The organism is Bacillus sp. FSL K6-2839, from assembly GCF_038003365.1.
In the GTDB taxonomy this organism is placed as follows: Bacteria; Bacillota; Bacilli; order Bacillales; family Bacillaceae; genus Bacillus.
Genome location: NZ_JBBOOZ010000002.1, coordinates 395120 through 413595, shown reverse-complemented (window position 1 = coordinate 413595; position 18476 = coordinate 395120). Strand labels below are relative to the sequence as shown.

17 protein-coding genes are annotated in these 18476 nt (G+C 43.5%); 16 read left to right on the top strand and 1 reads right to left on the bottom strand.

Features of this window, described 5'->3' with window-relative positions:
* The first annotated feature begins 230 nt into the window (after positions 1-230).
* The 4 genes from MHH26_RS16230 to cydC are packed head-to-tail and all read left to right on the top strand — an operon-like array spanning position 231 to position 6108.
* Positions 231-1646: a cytochrome ubiquinol oxidase subunit I gene (locus tag MHH26_RS16230; RefSeq protein WP_034660442.1), complete on the top strand. Its 1416-nt coding sequence runs from the start codon at positions 231-233 to the stop codon at positions 1644-1646.
* On the top strand, positions 1633-2649 hold the full coding sequence (gene cydB, locus MHH26_RS16225; protein WP_060597575.1) for a cytochrome d ubiquinol oxidase subunit II: 1017 nt from the start codon (positions 1633-1635) through the stop codon (positions 2647-2649). Before MHH26_RS16230 ends, cydB begins: the two co-directional genes overlap by 14 nt.
* On the top strand, positions 2649-4385 hold the full coding sequence (gene cydD / locus MHH26_RS16220) for a thiol reductant ABC exporter subunit CydD (RefSeq protein ID WP_307500489.1): 1737 nt from the start codon (positions 2649-2651) through the stop codon (positions 4383-4385). The genes cydB and cydD overlap by 1 nt, the downstream gene beginning before the upstream one ends.
* The gene (gene cydC, locus MHH26_RS16215; protein ID WP_340974064.1) at positions 4375-6108 is read left to right on the top strand and encodes a thiol reductant ABC exporter subunit CydC; all 1734 of its coding nucleotides are present in this window, start codon (positions 4375-4377) and stop codon (positions 6106-6108) included. The genes cydD and cydC overlap by 11 nt, the downstream gene beginning before the upstream one ends.
* 57 nt (positions 6109-6165) lie before the next feature.
* Here cydC and MHH26_RS16210 read toward each other — a convergent pair whose 3' ends face one another.
* Positions 6166-7203: a pectate lyase family protein gene (locus MHH26_RS16210; protein WP_340974421.1), complete on the bottom strand. Its 1038-nt coding sequence runs from the start codon at positions 7201-7203 to the stop codon at positions 6166-6168.
* A gap of 482 nt (positions 7204-7685) precedes the next feature.
* On the opposite strand from MHH26_RS16210, the gene sigY reads away from it, so the two are divergent.
* The 12 genes from sigY (at position 7686) to MHH26_RS16150 (ending at position 18460) form a co-directional block, all read left to right on the top strand.
* Positions 7686-8219 carry an RNA polymerase sigma factor SigY gene (gene sigY, locus MHH26_RS16205; RefSeq protein ID WP_106036395.1) on the top strand — a complete coding sequence of 178 codons (534 nt, stop codon included), beginning with the start codon at positions 7686-7688 and terminating at the stop codon, positions 8217-8219.
* Positions 8216-8527 (top strand): YxlC family protein, encoded by a 312-nt coding sequence (locus tag MHH26_RS16200; protein WP_034660438.1) that lies wholly within the window; start codon positions 8216-8218, stop codon positions 8525-8527. The genes sigY and MHH26_RS16200 overlap by 4 nt, the downstream gene beginning before the upstream one ends.
* A complete protein-coding gene (locus MHH26_RS16195) occupies positions 8524-8736 on the top strand; it encodes a hypothetical protein (protein ID WP_060597571.1) in 213 nt (70 codons plus the stop codon). Before MHH26_RS16200 ends, MHH26_RS16195 begins: the two co-directional genes overlap by 4 nt.
* A gap of 314 nt (positions 8737-9050) precedes the next feature.
* Positions 9051-10421 carry an NADP-specific glutamate dehydrogenase gene (gene gdhA / locus MHH26_RS16190; protein WP_340974061.1) on the top strand — a complete coding sequence of 457 codons (1371 nt, stop codon included), beginning with the start codon at positions 9051-9053 and terminating at the stop codon, positions 10419-10421.
* Between the two features lie 83 nt (positions 10422-10504).
* Entirely contained in the window at positions 10505-10618 is a 114-nt protein-coding gene (locus tag MHH26_RS16185) for a hypothetical protein (RefSeq protein ID WP_307500486.1), read from the top strand.
* Between the two features lie 123 nt (positions 10619-10741).
* Positions 10742-12118, top strand: coding sequence for a copper amine oxidase (locus MHH26_RS16180; RefSeq protein WP_340974059.1), 1377 nt, complete (start codon positions 10742-10744; stop codon positions 12116-12118).
* 76 nt (positions 12119-12194) lie between these two features.
* Positions 12195-12809 (top strand): class F sortase, encoded by a 615-nt coding sequence (locus MHH26_RS16175; protein ID WP_307500484.1) that lies wholly within the window; start codon positions 12195-12197, stop codon positions 12807-12809.
* Between the two features lie 237 nt (positions 12810-13046).
* Positions 13047-14990, top strand: coding sequence for a BglG family transcription antiterminator (locus MHH26_RS16170; RefSeq protein WP_106038927.1), 1944 nt, complete (start codon positions 13047-13049; stop codon positions 14988-14990).
* A 122-nt stretch (positions 14991-15112) separates the two neighbouring features.
* A complete protein-coding gene (locus MHH26_RS16165) occupies positions 15113-15418 on the top strand; it encodes a PTS sugar transporter subunit IIB (protein ID WP_034660433.1) in 306 nt (101 codons plus the stop codon).
* Between the two features lie 14 nt (positions 15419-15432).
* Positions 15433-16782, top strand: coding sequence for a PTS cellobiose transporter subunit IIC (gene celB, locus MHH26_RS16160; RefSeq protein ID WP_060597567.1), 1350 nt, complete (start codon positions 15433-15435; stop codon positions 16780-16782).
* Between the two features lie 26 nt (positions 16783-16808).
* A complete protein-coding gene (locus MHH26_RS16155; RefSeq protein ID WP_034660431.1) occupies positions 16809-17135 on the top strand; it encodes a PTS lactose/cellobiose transporter subunit IIA in 327 nt (108 codons plus the stop codon).
* Positions 17132-18460: a 6-phospho-beta-glucosidase gene (locus MHH26_RS16150; protein WP_106030661.1), complete on the top strand. Its 1329-nt coding sequence runs from the start codon at positions 17132-17134 to the stop codon at positions 18458-18460. Before MHH26_RS16155 ends, MHH26_RS16150 begins: the two co-directional genes overlap by 4 nt.
* Positions 18461-18476 lie beyond the last annotated feature (16 nt).

Genomic DNA, 18476 nt, shown 5'->3' with positions numbered 1-18476 from the left:
TACCATCCAATTTTTAGGTAAAATTTACTTTATTTTTGAAGCGCATGGGTGTAAAGTACAGGTATAAATAACTAACCGAATGAAAAGCAAGAGTAAAATTTCACCGATTAAACCAATTCAAACAGGCTATTATTTGTGAATCATTGAACAAATAGTGAATATTTTGTGAAGTGGTGAGCATAGATGTTTCGAATCATTCGGCATGTGAAAGTAAGGGAGGATGTAATGCTGTGAGTGAGCTGTTTTTAGCAAGATTTCAATTTGCTTCAACGACATTATTTCATTTTATTTTTGTTCCTATGTCAATAGGTTTGGTGTTTATCGTCGCCTTGATGCAGACCCTTTATGTCGTCAAGAAAAAAGAGATTTATAAAAAAATGGCGAAGTTTTGGGGTCATCTATTCTTACTCAATTTTGCAGTAGGTGTGGTGACAGGGATTTTGCAGGAATTCCAGTTTGGGATGAACTGGTCAGATTATTCAAGATTTGTCGGTGATGTGTTTGGTGCACCGCTTGCCATTGAAGCGCTGTTGGCCTTTTTCCTTGAATCTACATTTATTGGACTTTGGATATTCGGCTGGGATCGTCTGCCGAAGAAGATTCATTTATTGTGTATTTGGCTTGTTTCTCTTGGTACGATCTTTTCGGCGTTTTGGATTCTACTCGCCAACTCATTTATGCAAGAGCCAGTTGGATTTGTCATTAAAAATGGCCGCGCAGAAATGAATGATTTTGGCGCTCTTGTAACGAATCCGCAGCTTTGGGTTGAATTCCCGCACGTTCTGTTTGGTGCGCTGGCTACAGGTGCATTCTTTATTGCAGGAGTTAGTGCCTATAAAATGATCAAAAAACAAGAAATCGCCTTTTTCAAAAAATCATTCCAGATTGCCATGGTCCTCGCTTTAATTTCTGGCTTAGGTGTGGCGTTCTCTGGACATGATCAAGCGAAGCACTTAATGAAATCACAGCCGATGAAGATGGCAGCAAGTGAAGCCCTTTGGAAGGATAGTGGAGATCCAGCGGCTTGGACACTATTTGCCAATATTGACACAGATAAAAAAGAAAACTCTTCGGAGATCAATATTCCGTTTGCTTTAAGTTACTTGGCTTATCAGAAGTTCAGTGGAGATGTGCCAGGCATGCTGACACTTCAAAAAGAATATGAAGCAAAGTTTGGCCCTGGAGACTACATTCCGCCAGTGAAAACAACCTTCTGGAGCTTTAGAATCATGGTTGGTGCCGGAATGCTGATGATTTTTGCCAGTATGATTGGCTTGTACTTGAGCTTTAGAAAGAAACTCGAAACGAACAAATGGTTTTTACGCTTCATGGTAGGGATGATTGCGTTCCCGTTTATTGCGAACTCAGCTGGCTGGATCATGACTGAAATTGGGCGTCAGCCGTGGACTGTCTTTGGTATGATGACGACGGCTCAATCGATTTCGCCAAACGTATCGTATGGCATGCTGTTATTCTCAGTCATTAGCTTTACGACGATTTATCTGATCCTTGCCATCTTGCTTGCCTACCTATTCATTCGAGAAATTAAAAAAGGTGCACATTCGGAAGAGGATACAGATCAAAAGGATGAAACGGACCTGTCTACAGATCCATTTGATGGAGGCGCATATCATGGCATATCTTAACGAGATTTGGTTTATTCTTGTCGCAGTATTGTTTGTTGGATTTTTCTTCTTAGAGGGATTTGATTTTGGTGTTGGGATGTCCATGCAGCTGCTTGGAAAGGATGCGCACGAGCGCCGCATTTTAATTAATACGATTGGCCCTTTCTGGGATGCGAATGAGGTCTGGCTGATTACAGCTGGGGGCGCTATTTTCGCTGCTTTCCCTCACTGGTATGCCACGATGTTCAGTGGATACTATATACCATTTGCGGTTCTCCTCTTAGCGCTCATTGGGCGCGGAGTCGCCTTTGAATTCCGAGGGAAGGTTGAGAAAGCCTCTTGGATCAAAGCATGGGACTGGGTCATCTTCTTTGGCAGTCTGCTGCCGCCGTTTTTACTCGGTGTGCTATTCACAAGTATTTTACGCGGGATGCCAATTGATCAAGACATGAATATGTATGCTGGTTTTACGGATTTTGTGAACCTTTATTCAGTGATTGGCGGGTTAGCTGTGACGGTTCTTTGCCTTCTGCACGGATTGATTTTCGTCACACTACGTACAGAGGGTGATTTAAGAGATCGTGCAAGAAAGCTTGGCAAGCGTGTCCTGCTTATTGCGCTGCCAGTTCTTGTCCTATTTGTCGGTGTATCTATCATGGAAACAGACATTTATACGGTACGCCCGATCATCACCATTCCGTTAACTGTCCTGATTGTGGTTTGTTACGTCGCGGCTCTATTCTTTATGAGAAAAGAACGTGATGGCTGGACATTCTTATTCACAGGTGCAGGCATCATGGTGACAGTGACGATGCTTTTCACTGCATTGTTCCCGCGCGTCATGATTAGCTCAATCAACCATGCGTTTGATCTTACCATTCAAAACGCTGCATCCGGATCATATTCACTGACGGTGATGACGATTGTTGCCATTTCTTTGCTGCCCTTTGTGCTTGGGTATCAAATTTGGAGCTATTACGTCTTCCGTAAACGTGTAAGCGGTAAGGAGCCAATGACCTACTAATGGACAAACGTTTGCTTCAATTAAAAGGAATGAGGGGGCTTCTCGCCCTCTTAGGTATTGTGTCACTCATCCAAGGAGCAAGTATTATTTTCCAAGCACAGTGGCTGGCACATGCCATTACTACGCTGTTTGACGGGAAAAGCCTTTCGCAGGCAACGCCTTATGTCCTGCTGTTTCTTGCTGCCTTTCTGGTGCGGCACGGTCTCACCTTGATTCGGGAGAAGGTCATGTTTACCTACTCTTCCCGAATTGGAGCAGACGTCAGAAAACAGCTGTTAGACCAACTCTTTCGTTTAGGTCCAGCTTTCACAAAGAAAAAAGGTACAGGAAAGCTTGTCACATTAGCGATGGAGGGGATTGCTCAATATCGTCAGTATTTACAGCTATTTTTACCGAAAATGGTGAACATGGCAGTGATACCGGCTATGGTTCTCATCTATGTTTGGACATTAGACGAAACATCTGCCGTCATTTTAATCGTGACGCTGCCGATTTTAATTATTTTTATGATTTTGCTAGGCCTTGTCGCTCAGCGTAAAGCGGCCAAACAATGGAGATCGTATGAGAAATTATCCAATCATTTTACTGATTCTCTTCGCGGCCTTGAAACGCTTCGTTACTTAGGCATTAGCAAAAAACATTCCCGCAATATCGGGGAAGTGTCAAAGCGATATCGAAAGGCGACCATGAGTACGCTGAAGGTTGCATTTCTTTCATCATTTGCGCTTGATTTCTTTTCCATGCTGTCGATTGCAACTGTCGCTGTCTTTCTTGGCTTGCGATTAATTGAAGGAGAGCTTCTGTTATTGCCGGCTCTGACCGCGCTCATGCTGGCACCGGAATATTTCCTGCCAGTACGTGAAGTGGGAAATGATTATCATGCGACGCTAAATGGAAAAGAAGCGAATGAGGCGATGCAGGTCATTTTAGAAGAAAAGGGCTTCCGCGCGCAGGAGACACAATCCGTGCAACTAGATGAGTGGAATGAACAGTCTGCGCTCACCCTGCAAGATGTTAGTGTCCAGCATGATGAACATGCCCCTTATTCGATTCAGGATGTAGACCTCACTGTCAAAGGGAAGAAAAAAATCGGAATCATTGGTGCCAGTGGTTCAGGGAAATCGACGTTAACCGATGTGCTCGGCGGCTTTGTTGAACCGACCTCAGGTCAAATCACGTTAAACGGCAAGCCGCTTGTTCATTTACAGATGAAGGAATGGCAAAAGGAAGTCGTCTATATGCCGCAGCACCCTTATTTATTTCACATGACATTAAGAGAAAACATTCGTTTTTATGAACCGCATGCAACAGATGAAGAAGTGGAAAGAGCTGTCTGTGAAGCTGGATTATCTCAGCTCGTAGCGCAGCTGCCAAATGGTCTCGATGAGGTCATTGGAGAACAGGGAAGAGGGCTAAGCGGCGGACAGGCGCAAAGAATTGCGCTTGCGCGAACGGTGCTGGGCCAGCGGTCAATTATGCTGTTAGATGAACCAACGGCGCATCTCGATATTGAGACAGAGTATGAATTGAAGAAAACAATGCTTCCGCTGTTTGAAGATAAACTTGTGTTCTTAGCGACACATAGGCTTCATTGGATGCCAGACATGGATGAGATCATTGTCATGGATCAAGGAACGATTGCAGAAATGGGTACACATGAATCATTGATGCAAAGAAAAGGCGTGTATTATCAATTGGTACAGGAGCAAATGGGGGCGGTCACACATGGTCAGTAAAGGCTGGTTTATACCTTATATCAAGGAGAATCAAAAGCTGTTTGCGCTGGTTTTGTTTCTAGGGGCAATTGCAGTATTCTCTGCTTCTATGCTGATGTATACGTCAGGATTTCTCATTTCAAAAGCTGCCACAAGACCTGAGAATATACTTATGGTCTACGTTCCAATTGTAGCTGTACGGACCTTTGGTATTTCACGCTCAGCTGCCCGCTATGCAGAAAGACTGGCGAGCCACCAGCTCATTTTGACAATGATTGAAAAAATGCGTGTCCGTCTGTATGACATGGCTGAACGAAGTGCGAAACAGACAAAGCTGGGTACAGGTGAAATGCTTGGGCTCCTGTCAGATGATGTCGAGAGACTGCAGGACGCCTATTTAAAAACCATCTTTCCATCCATCGGGGCGCTGCTTTTATATGCCGCATCCATTGGGGCACTTGGTCTATTCTCGTGGCCTTTTGCTGGACTGATGCTGCTTTATATGGCACTTCTCGTATTTGTTTTCCCATACGTCACAGTGCTAGTGAACCGGGCGAGACAAATTCAAATGAAAAAAGGCAGAAATGAACTGTACAGCCATTTAACAGATGCAGTCATGGGCGTTAGTGACTGGCTGTTTAGCGGCAGGCAGAAAGATTTTGTTGATGAATATGAACAGAAAGAAGCGAAACTGTTAGCGCTTGAAGCAGCCAAGCACCGGTTTATCCGTCTGCGCCAGTTTTTTGCCCAGCTTATGATTGGAGGAGCTGTCGTGTTTGTCGTGTATTGGAGCGGTTCGGTCGTTCAGTCAGGCTCGATGTCACACACCCTGATTGCAGCCTTTGTGCTTGTGCTATTTCCGTTAACAGAAGCCTTTCTTCCACTCTCAGATGCAGCAGGTGATATTCCAGTCTATCAGCATGCTGTCAGCAGATTAAATCATTATGAAAAGCTTTCGTATGAAGGAGAATCTGAGCGCAAGACAGTGGATCAGTCAACCATTTCTCACGATCAAGCTGTCTGTTTTGAACAAGTATCCTTTGGGTATGATTCGCACCAACACGTGCTAAAGCATCTCTCATTTTCACTGAAGCAAGGTGAATCACTTGCTCTCTTAGGAAAAAGTGGTGCAGGAAAATCGACTATTTTGAAATTGTTAGAAGGAGCTGTCGTGCCAAATCAAGGAGCTGTCAGTATCCAGGGGAAACCAGTAGAAAGCATTCGAGAAACCATGTCCACCTATGTGTCAGTGCTCAATCAACAGCCGTATTTATTCGATACCTCTGTTTTAAACAATATTCGCTTAGGCTCTCCAGAGGCGACAGAAGAGCAAGTAAAAGAAGCAGCGAGACAAGTGCAGCTGCACGATATCATCGAATCCTTGCCAGAGGGTTATCACACCGGTGTGCAGGAGACAGGGATTCGTTTCTCAGGTGGAGAAAGACAACGGATGGCGTTAGCCCGGATTTTGCTGCAAAACACCCCGATTGTTGTATTAGATGAGCCCACCGTCGGACTTGATCCGCGCACAGAGCGTGAGCTGCTTGAAACCATCTTCCGTGTGTTAAAAGGAAAAACGGTCATTTGGATTACCCATCATCTCACTGGCTGTGAGGCATGTGACCGCATTATGTTTATTGAAGATGGACAAATTGAGATGCAGGGGGAGCATCAGGATTTACTGAAAGAAAACCCGCGCTATCAAAAATTGTATGAGATGGATCGTCCATTTTCTAAAATATAAATAAACGAAATAACAAGAACGTTCGGACAGAAATCTCTGCCCGAACGTTTTGTGGTTTTAAGGGTTTACCTTTCCAACACCAGCATTTGATACCACTTCTGATTTGACATTGTTTACGTTAAGCAAAGAGTAGTTATAAGGAGGGTTGTACGTAACTGTTGAAGACGTTGGCAGACTGCCTGTGCTGTTAATAAATGAGTTGTTGATGACATGCCATGTACCGACTTGACGGCTGTCCCAGCTGCCGATCGCATTATTTGTATTTTCAAATACGTTGTGCTCAATTCTCATCTTCGCGCCCATACGAGAGTTGATCGCTGTGGTATGAATGCCTTTATAGTAGTTGTTATACACATGACCTTCCCCGTAGCGCATAGACGGTACACGAGAATTCAGGTTTTCAAAACGGTTGTTATGGAACGTAATTTTTCGGTTGTAGTTGTCGTTATCAGAGCTGCCCATGAGCATCGTTTTCCAGCTGTCATGTACATAGTTCCATGAGAAGGTAATATAGTCGGAGTCTTTTTTCACATCAAATAATCCATCATAATCATCTTTCCCAGAGTTTAATGTGTTGTACAGCTCATTATGATCGACCCATACGTTTTTAGAAGCGCCTTCGATTCCGATGGCATCCTTGTCACCGATGTTACTGTGATGGATTTTCAGGTTGCGGATAATGACGTTATTGGAACGCCATACTTTGATACCAATTCCATTAAATTCACCTTTCGTGCCTTTGCCGACGATCGAGACATTGTTTGTATCTTTCACATCGATTTTATTGGCAGATGTATTAGAAGGGGCAATCGTCCCGTCGACAACAATTTTTAATTTTTCGTTTGTTCCTTTACTTTTGAGGGCAGCCAATAGTTCATTTCCAGTTTTGACTGTGACGGTTTTACCGCCTTCACCACCTGTTGTACCGCCATTTAATGTGGAGAATCCTTGTTGATTAAAATTGGCCATAATAGAAGGGCTTTCTGGATACTTGGCTGCCGCTTTTGCCTCCCCATTAGGTGCAAATAATGAAGTCACGAGACCAACCGCTAACACACCAGCTAACATTGGAACTTTTTTCTTCAAAGTCAACATCTCCATTCTATTTTGTTTTAATGTAAACGTTTCCAAAAATAAGCTGCAATTCAACTGCTCCCCCTTTCTTCGCCAGTATCGCCTTTTTCGGAATGTAGGAAGAGCATAGCACGCAAAAAGGTATCATCGGCTAAGAATTGGCGCTGTGTATTCCGTGATTTTCTAGGAAACTAAGGCCATGATTATTTTATTTTCATCTAAATGAGACAAGGATTATTGACGATAGGTATTGGGATGACCTAGTGATTATGAGGGAGAGGCTCTTCGCTTGATAGAAAATCAAGATGATTACGAACGCACCATTTTGTTAGGGACGAAAGAATGCCATAATCATTACATAAGAAAAAATTGGATATAAAATGAATCAAATACTGGATCAACAGGGAGAAAAGGAGCCAAGTTAAAAAATAAAGTCTATTTTGAACGATATCGTTATCCGTGTCGTCTCATGAATAAGAGAAGAAAAGGAAGGAGGGGTGTGTTTGGAGCAGACAGAAGAGACATTATTGATTCAGCGGGCAAAACAGGGAGATGATGCTGCATTTACAGCCCTTTATCGTCATCATTATTCCTTTCTTTACCGTTATATAATGAAGCTCACCCTTCAACAAGAGCTGGCAGAAGAAATCATGCAAGAAACGATGCTGAAAGCGTACATGAAACTTTCTTCATTTAGAGGAGATTCCTTATTTTCAACATGGCTCATTTCCATTGCATCTAGACAATTTTTAGATCACCAGAAGAAAAGAAAACGTGAACAATTAAGAGAAGGGAAGGCGAATCAAGAGACCATACGCCGCTTCAAATGGGACATTCAGCAAAAGGGCCACACATGGCATGAGATGTGGGATGCTTTAAACGAATTGAAGGCTCAGGAGAGAGCACCGATTATTTTGCACTATTATTATGGCTTTACTTATCCAGAGATTGCTTCAATGCTCGGTATGAGAGAAGGCACTGTGAAGTCGAGGGTTCATCATGGATTAAAGAAAATTCGAAAGGAGTGGTCTCAATGAAGGAAGATCAGTTCACCGAACGTTTAAAGGAAGAGTTACAGCAGCTAGATGAACAAATTGAAGTGAAAGAGCCAAGTGAACAGGCTGTCATGATGATGCTTAAGCAGGCAAAGGAACAAGAGAAAAGGCGTTTTAAACAAGAAGTACTGGCGTACGTTCTCATCAGTCTGACCATTCTGGCACTATTTGTCGCTGCCATCACCCATTTGCCTATCATCTTCATTCTTCTTCAAGTAGTGAGTGTGCCGCTCTGCGTCGTTGTCGGCATCAAGGAATATCAACACATTAAAGGAGGGTCTTCCTTATGAGTCAGACGGAGATGATCATCCTATTGTGCGCATTGCCGTTATTGTTTGCGCAGGGGCTTCTTTTATTTATGGATGCAAAGAAAAGAGGGCGCTATAAGTGGTTTTGGGGCATTGTCGGTTTAATTAATTTCCCATCGTCTTCTATTTTATATTGGCTTTGTGTCGTGTACCCTGATCGAAAGAAAGATGAGAAGATCCGAAAAGATTGAGCGGACGGCCTATAAAACTTTAGGCCTTTTTTTCGGGTTGAAGATCAACTAGAAATCATTCATGATTCATCTATTTGTCAAAGAGTGCGGGATATATAACGTCTAAATCATCATTTCTAGCACAATAGTCATTCTGCAAGAGATACTTTCTAAAAACGATTGCTGCGGCTGCTTGATCCATCTCAAATCGGCATCATTTTCATCTGTTATCAGTATTGATCAGATTTTACAAATGGTGTTAAATTAATCTCAATATGCGTTAGAAAATCTAACAGGATAAATGTGTGAAGATATACAAAGGAGGCAGAAGAGACATGTTGACCTTAGATCGAGCAGCACAAACAGCACAAAGCTACATCGACCGTGTGTTAGAGAAGGTGGAAAAACGAAATCCTGGTGAGGAGGAATTTCAGCAAGCCGTAAAAGAAATTCTAGAATCACTCGTTCCTGTTTTTGCAAAACACCCAGAGTATGAAAAACAGGGCATTTTAGAACGACTCATTGAGCCTGAGCGGCTTGTGGTATTTCGTGTACCTTGGGTAGATGATGAGGGGAAAGTACAAGTCAATCGGGGGTTCAGGGTTCAATTCAATAGTGCCATCGGTCCTTATAAAGGAGGCATTCGATTCCACCCATCTGTCAATGCAAGCATTATTAAGTTTTTAGGATTTGAACAAATCTTTAAAAACGCACTGACTGGTATGCCGATCGGCGGGGGAAAAGGTGGATCAGATTTTGACCCTAAAGGGAAATCTGATGGAGAAATCATGCGTTTCGTCCAAAGCTTTATGAGTGAACTCAGCCGATATATTGGACCTGATCAAGATGTACCAGCAGGTGATATTGGCGTAGGGGCACGCGAAATTGGCTATATGTTCGGACAGTACAAGAAAATGCGCGGTGCTTATGAGGCGGGTGTGCTCACAGGGAAAAGTCCTGGATTTGGAGGCAGCTTAGCGAGAAAAGAAGCGACAGGCTATGGACTGGTGTACTTTATGGAAGAAATGTTAAAAGCGCATGGACTGCAATTTGAAGGGCATTCAGTTGTTGTGTCTGGATCAGGGAATGTGTCTATTTATGCGATGGAAAAGGTCATGGAGCTAGGCGGTAAGGTCGTTGCTTGCAGTGATTCAAGCGGAGCGATTTATGATCCTCAAGGCATTTCACTTGAGACCGTGAAGCAGCTAAAGGAAGTGAGCAATCAACGGATTGGGGCATACATAGACATTCACCCGCATGCCGAATTGATTGAAGATTGTGAACAAATTTGGTCTGTTCCTTGTGATATTGCGCTTCCATGTGCAACGCAAAATGAAATATCTGAGATGCAAGCGCAGCAGCTCGTGGAAAATGGTGTCATTGCGGTAGGAGAAGGAGCTAATATGCCCTCTACTCTTCAGGCAGTCAAAGTGTTTGAACAGAATGATATTCTATTTGCGCCGGCAAAAGCGGCGAATGCTGGCGGGGTAGGTGTCTCAGCACTGGAAATGGCACAAAATAGTGCAAGAATGTCTTGGACATTTGAAGAAGTAGATGATCAGCTGAAACAAATGATGCAGACGATTTATCGTCGGTGTACAGAGACAGCAGATGAATATGGACACTCTGGAAACTTAATCGTAGGAGCAAATATTGCAGGATTTCGCAAAGTGGCAGATGCGATGATCGCACAAGGCGTGATTTAACTCCTGCTCTCCCGCACCTGTTTATTTCATGACAAGATGGGGAATCGTCCTTGTAAGAATGACAATAAGGAGGCGCGGGAGAAATGAAAAAATGGCTGAAACAAATTGTCAAATGGGCACCAGTGATTTATCCAGTGGTGAGGAAAATATTTAAAGAGCGAAAAGCATCTAAAAGTCGTAACGTATCAGCCGGATAATCCGGCTTTTTTTATGCAAGCATTACCGATTGTGCCCTGAACGAAAAAATAATAGATTTGAATGATCCAAGTCATGCCTCACTCCGTTAAGTACATAACAAACGGAAAGAGGAGGAAAAACAGATGAACATGAAAAAAGCGATTTTAACCATTCCACTTAGCGCAGCATTACTATTTCCGGCAGCTCATAGCGCAAGTGCACACGAAGGACATATGCATGGAGAGGCAAAGAAGACATCTTCGTCACAAGAGGTGTCAAACAAAGCAACCGATCTTCGAGCAGCACTAGACCAGTTATTTTCGGAGCATGCCTACTTAGCAGTCATCACAATGCAAAAGGGAATTGACGGTAGCAAAGATTTTAAACAAGCAGCGGCAGCGCTAAATGACAACACAAATGACTTATCGGAAGCCATCGCTTCTGTGTACGGAAAAAAAGCAGGGAAACAATTCAAAGACATTTGGTCAAGTCATATCGGCTACTTTGTTGATTATGTACAAGCAACGGCAAAGAAAGATGAAGCAGGTAAAAAGAAAGCAGTTAAGCAGCTTGACCAATATCACAAGAAACAAGCCGATATGCTCGATCAAGCAACAGACGGCAGATTGAAAGCTAGCGAACTAGAAGAAGGCTTAAAAATGCACGTCAATGAACTGTTAAAAGCCTTTGATAGCTACACTGAAAAGGATTTTGATACGACCTATGAAACGGTTAGAAAATCCATTCATCATATGTTTGAAGTCGGTAAAGGCGTATCGTGGGCGATCAAAGATCAATTTCCTGGGAAATTTGATCACAAATCAGTCGACACACCAGCAGCAGACCTTCGTGAAGATTTAAACTACTTGTTCTCAGAGCATTTGGCGCTTGCGGTCGTTGCTATGCAAAAAGGAAATGATGGCAGCAAGGACTTTGATCAAGCAGCGGCAGCTTTGAACGAAAACACAAATGATTTATCAGATGCGATTGCCTCTGTTTATGGCAAGGATGCAGGAAAACAATTCAAAGACATTTGGTCAAGCCATATCGGTTACTTAGTTGATTATGTCAAAGCGGATGCATCAGGAGATAAAGAAGCGAAAGAAAAAGCGGTGAAAAACTTAGATGCGTATCGAATGAAGCAAGCGAAATTTTTAGATCAAGCGACAAATGGACGTTTGAAGGCAGCAGATTTAGAGGCTGGCTTAAAAATGCATATTGATAAGCTGATCAAAACATATACGTCATACCATAAAGGCGAATATGATCAGCTTTATCCAACAGTGAGAGAGGCGTACGGTCATAAGTTCAAGGTCGGTCAAGATGTCACAGCAGCAATTGTTGATCAGCATCCTGAAATGTTCAAATCCAAGATGCCTAATGAAATGCCTAAAACAGGTATGGGAGGCACAGCCGGTCCTTTAGGTATGTCATATGAAGCATTTGCGGGAATGATCGCAAGTTTGATCCTAGCCGGCGGTGCAGCGGGTGCGTTCTTCCTTACTCGCCGTAAGACATAAAATTAAGCTCGTATAAAAAGGAAAGGGGAACGTGCACAATCGTGCCGTTCCTTTCTTTAAAAGGAGGCAGACTGACTTGAAAAGGTGGTTGTTTGGTCTTCTGATGCTTCTCATCATCACGGGCTGCGCATCACAATCTAAGGATGATTCGTCATCCTCTAAAACAACCTCATCTCCTGAAAAAATGACAACAAACCAAGCCGCAAAACAGTCTCATTCACAAGACATGTTAAAAGACGAACCGTCTGGTATTGTCCCGGCTGAAATTGCGATTCCGGCGATTGATGTCAAAGCAAAGTTGGAGAAAACAACTTTATCAAAGGATGGCAGTATGGGCGTCCCAAAAAATACGGACAACACAGCTTGGTTTAAAGATGGTCCAAAGCCAGGAGATAAAGGAAATGCCGTCATGAATGGCCATGTTGATAATAAATGGGGACCTTCTGTTTTTTATCGATTAAAGGAGCTAAAAAAGGGAAACAAGGTAATCGTGACGTCCTCGTCAGGAAAAAAGCGAACTTTTGAAGTGATCAAAGTGCAAAGCTATCCGCGTGAAGAAAAGCCGAATGCGTTTTTCGGGTACGCTTTTACACGGAATCTCAATTTCATTACGTGTACAGGGACATTTGATCATGCAGCAGGGACTCATGAAAAGAGACTGGTTGTCTTTACCCAGCTGATCCCTTCATAAAAAAGGCGATGACACGGAGGTGTAGCGCCTTTTTTGATGGTTTCTGCCAGAGTCCTACAAAAAGATTCATAGGTCATTAGATATGGTTTGTTGTATAAATAGGGGCGTTTGTCATATAAATGAATTGGCAATTTTTATTTCTTTTCAGTAGAATATGAGTAATGAAGAGAACTGCAAGCGTATACACCCTGTCCAGACAAGGCAGATTCTCCACCCTTACATAAGGAGGCCGATCTGATGCTGAGTAAAAGACTGGCGCACATCTTAAGTCAGCTCATGGCAGCGGAGACCCCGCTCACAAGCGCTGCGCTTTCTGTCAGCTTACAAGTGACAAGCCGCACCATTCGTACAGACATCAAGGAACTGAACGACCGTCTCGCTCCTTATCAAGCGGCTGTATCAGCTGTTCGAGGAGCTGGCTATGAGCTGTTGATCAACGATGAGAATGCCTTTCGCCGTTTTATGAAAGAGGAGGTCGAACAGGAAGAGCCACTGGCTGTTCTGCCGGAGGAGCGCGTTCGGTTTATTTTAAAGAAGCTGCTTCTAGCAGAGTCTTATGTGAAACTGGAAGACTTACAGGACCAGCTGTTTATTAGTAAATCGACGATGAGTAACGATATGAAATGGGTCAAACGCAAGCTTGAGCCCTTTGATCTGAAGCTGGATGCGAAGCCGAATAAAGGCTGCCGAATCAAAGGATCGGAGATGAAAATTCGTTATTGTATGTCAGAATATTTATTCAATGAACGCCGTTCCTACCAAACGATGCTGAACACAGCAGTCACCATTTTGCCAAAACATGAATTGGAATTGATTCAGAAAACAATGATTGATTATATCAATGAAGAAAGAATGAATCTATCAGACATTTGCATGAATAATTTAATCGTTCATGTTGCGATTGCCTGCAAACGGATTAGACACGGAAACTATGTATCTGTTTTGCCAGAGGAAATCAATGAGATACCACAGGCAAAGGAATATAAGGTCGCTAAAAAAATGGTGGAATGCCTTGAAGGACTGCTGGACGTCTCTTTTCCACAAGAGGAGATCGTCTATATCGCCATTCATTTATTAGGAACAGCCAAAATGGTACAGTCCTTTTCATCGAGTGGTCAAAAACAAATTGTGGATGATGACACGAGCCGTCTTGTTCAGCTTATGCTCCAAGCCATTGATCAAAAACTGCAGCTTGATTTAGCCGGCGATGCGGAATTAATGATTGGACTGAGTCTGCACTTAAAGCCAGCCATGACACGGTGTAAATATGGAATGAACTTAAGAAATCCGATGCTTGATGAAATAAAGGCGGGGTATCCACTTGCTTTTGAAGCAGGTATTATCGCCAGCAGGGTCCTAGAAGAAGAGGAGGGGCTGAGTATTCATGAGAATGAAATCGGATATATGGCGCTTCATTTTGGTGCGGCTTTAGAGCGGAGGAAAATGGAGATTCCGCCGAAGCGATGTCTCATTGTCTGTGCATCTGGTGCAGGGAGTGCAAGGCTGCTTCAGGATCGTTTGCGGTCACAATTTGGGTCAAAACTGACCATTTTAGGAACAGCAGAGCTTTATTCGCTTCCGCATGTGTCTTTACATGCCCTGGATTTGATTATTACAACGGTCCCGATTCAGATGGATTTACCGATTCCAGTCATACAAGTAAACACCATTTTAGGAGGCGGCGACTTTTTAAAAATTGAAGAAGCCCTGACGAGTGAAACAAGGGTGACATTGGCCTCTCAATATATGAAAAAGGAATTGGTCTTTACAAAATGCGCCTTTCAAACAAAGGAAGAGGTCATCACCTTTCTCACGGAAAAAATCATCGATATGGGTTTAGCACCAGCAGAGCTTACACCTTCTGTGATGGAAAGAGAAGAGGCTGCTCCTACATCCTTCGGGCATTATACAGCCATTCCGCACCCTATGACGCCGCTGACAGAAGAGACGTTTTGGGCGATATGTACATTAGAAAAACCGATCATATGGGGAGAGAAAAAAGTTCAATTTGTCTGCTTGCTTTGTGTCGAAAAAGAGAATGCCAAAGATTTAAAAGGGATGTACCGTCTGCTGGGCGAGCTTGTGCATAATGTGAAATTCATTCAGCATCTCATCGCCTGTGATACATTTGAAGACATGCTGGATACCATGTATAAAAAGGTCCCTTCGTACAAGAACTAACAGTGTGATCTTAACTTTTTCCGCTTCCTAAAGGAAAAAGTATAGGTGTTTATGAAAGCGGTTTCATAATATGATGAATGTGTAAAGAAAAGCTTCACAATTTCAAAAGGGGGCGTTTACACATGAACATCTTATTGGTTTGTGCAGCAGGTATGTCAACAAGCTTACTAGTCACAAAAATGGAGAAAAGCGCACAAGAACAAGGAAAAGACTATCGTATTTGGGCAGTATCTGGAGATTCAGCGAAAAGTCATATTGATCAAGCCGATGTGCTTTTATTAGGACCACAGGTTCGATATTTATTACCACAAATGAAAAAGCTCGGAGAAGAAAAAGGAATTCCAGTCGACGTCATTAATACCGTGCATTATGGCGTATGTAATGGGGCTGAGGTTTTAAAATCTGCTGAACAGTTAGTGAACGGATAAAGGGGGCGGAAGGGATGAATGGATTCAACCGATTTCTAGAAGAGAAGGTCATGCCGTTTGCAGGGAAGATTGCCGCTCAAAGACATTTACAAGCATTGCGTGACGGAATTGTTTTAACCATGCCTCTCATTATTGTCGGTTCACTGTTTCTCATTTTAGCCAACCTTCCGATCCCAGGATACAGCGATTTTATGGCAAGTATCTTTGGAGCTGAATGGGCCACGAAACTATCCTATCCTGTTAATGCAACCTTTGACATTATGGCACTTGTTGCCACCTTCGGGATTGCCTACAGGCTTGCTGAAAAGTATGCAGTGGATGCCCTATCATCTGGTGCGATCGCTGTTGCAGCTTTCCTTTTGGCGACACCATATCAAGTTCCTTTCACACCTGAAGGCTCAACAGAAGCCATCCTAGTAGGTGGGGGAATTCCAGTCACATTGATGGGCAGTAAAGGGTTATTCGTTGCCATGATTATTGCCATGCTTTCAACTGAAATTTACCGATTCATTGTCCAGCGGAATATCGTCATTAGGATGCCTGATGGTGTACCGCCAGCAGTGAGTAAATCGTTTATCGCACTTATTCCAGGTTTTGTGGTCATCACGCTGATCTGGGTCGTTAGACTTGTGATTGAGATGACACCATTTGAGAGTATTCATAATATCATCACGGTCTTAATTGGCACACCGCTTTCCATTCTTGGTGGAAGCTTAGGCGGAAGTATTGTCGCCATTGGTGTGCAAATGCTCCTCTGGGCATGTGGTATTCACGGAGCAACCATTGTCGGCGGCGTCATGGGCCCAATTTGGCTCGGTGCGATGGATGAGAACCGTCTCGCATTCCAAGCAGGAGAAGTGCTGCCAAATATCTTCACAGCGCAGTTCTTTGAAATCTTCATCAATGTCGGCGGAAGCGGTGCAACGCTTGCTTTAGTGCTGACGATGATCTTACGTGCCAGAAGTAAACAAATGAAACAGCTTGGCCGACTTGCCATTGGGCCAGCCATCTTTAACATCAACGAACCGATCATTTTTGGAATGCCGATTGTCATGAACCCAATGCTTCTCATTCCGTTTATCCTTACGCCAATCATGATGATCATCACCACGTATATCGGAATGAGCACAGGACTTGTAGCAAAACCGGCGGGGATTGCTGTCCCATGGACGATGCCGCCCATCATTTCAGGCTATCTCGCCACAGGAGGCAAAATCTCTGGTGCTGTCATGCAGCTGATTAACCTGGCGTTGTCATTCGCTTTATACTACCCATTCTTTAGAATGTGGGATAAGCAGAAATTAAAAGAAGAAAGTGAGCTAGAAACAAAAGCATCAACTGATGAAAATGTCGTCAGCATGTAATAGAGGAAATAAGGGGGATGCGGCCGATGGAAATGGAACAAATTGTGTTTCAACTCATCTTACATGGCGGGAATGGCAGAAGCTCTGCGATGGAGGCCATTACAAGTGCAAAGCAAGGAAACTTTGATGAGGCGAAGCAAAAATTGCAGGAAGCACAAGACGCGTTAAATGAGGCGCATCACGCACAGACAGAGCTGATCCAAGGAGAAATTAGAGGAGAAAAGACCGACATCAGTCTCTTAATGATCCATGCGCAGGATCATCTCATGAACGCAATGACCGTCAAGGAGCTCGCAGCGGAAATCATCGAGCTCCATGAAAAAATGAAGCAACTCGGAGGTGTCAATTCATGAAAGATGGAATCAAAATTGTCACAATAGGCGGAGGATCGAGCTATACGCCTGAGCTTGTCGAAGGGTTTATCAAACGATATCATGAATTGCCTGTAAAGGAATTATGGCTAGTGGATATTGAAGCGGGTCATGAAAAGTTAAACATCGTGGGCGCTCTTGCGAAACGCATGGTTGAAAAAGCCGGTCTGCCGATTGAGGTACACCTGACGCTTGACCGCCGGGAAGCCCTGAAGGACGCAGATTTCGTGACGACACAATTTCGTGTAGGACTGCTGGAAGCACGGGCAAAAGATGAGAGAATCCCGCTTAAATACGGCGTCATCGGTCAGGAAACGAACGGACCAGGCGGTTTATTTAAAGGTCTTCGGACCATCCCGGTCATTCTAGACATCGTGAAGGATATGGAAGAACTTTGTCCAGATGCATGGCTTGTGAACTTTACAAATCCGGCAGGCATGGTCACAGAAGCTGTGCTGCGCTACACAAATCTAAAAAAAGTAGTCGGTCTATGCAATGTACCAATTGGGATCAAAATGGGGATTGCCAAGGCGCTTGATGTGGATGTTGAACGGATCGAGGTACAGTTTGCGGGCCTCAATCACATGGTCTATGGATTAAACGTGTATTTAGACGGGGTCAGCATTATGGATCAAGTGCTCGATGAATTGGGAAATCCGAATAGTCAGTGGTCTATGAAGAACATTGAAGCGAAAAACTGGGAACCTTCTTTTGTAAAAGGCTTAGGGGTGATCCCATGTCCGTATCATCGCTATTACTATAAAACAAAAGATATGCTGGAAGAAGAGCAAAAAGCAGCCCAAGAAAAAGGAACAAGAGCAGAGGTTGTACAGCAAGTCGAGCAAGAATTATTTGAGCTTTATAAAGATCCTGATTTATCGATTAAACCACCGCAGCTCGAAAAAAGAGGCGGGGCGTATTACAGTGATGCGGCATGTAACTTAATCAGCTCCATCTATAATGATAAGCATGACATCCAACCTGTCAATACAGTGAACAGAGGGGCGATTGCCAGCATTCCGGCTGAATCAGCGGTTGAAGTGAACTGTATCATTACGAAGGACGGACCAAAACCAATTGCGACGGGCGATCTGCCTGTAGCTGTGAGAGGGCTCGTTCAACAAATCAAATCATTCGAGCGTGTGGCAGCAGAAGCGGCTGTAACAGGAGATTACGAGACGGCTCTTGTGGCGATGACGATTAATCCGCTTGTCCCATCTGATGAAATTGCAAAGCAAATTTTAGATGAAATGCTCGAAGCGCATCGTGAATATTTACCGCAATTCTTCAAATCAGTCAAAGCGTAAAACAAAATGGCCCCTT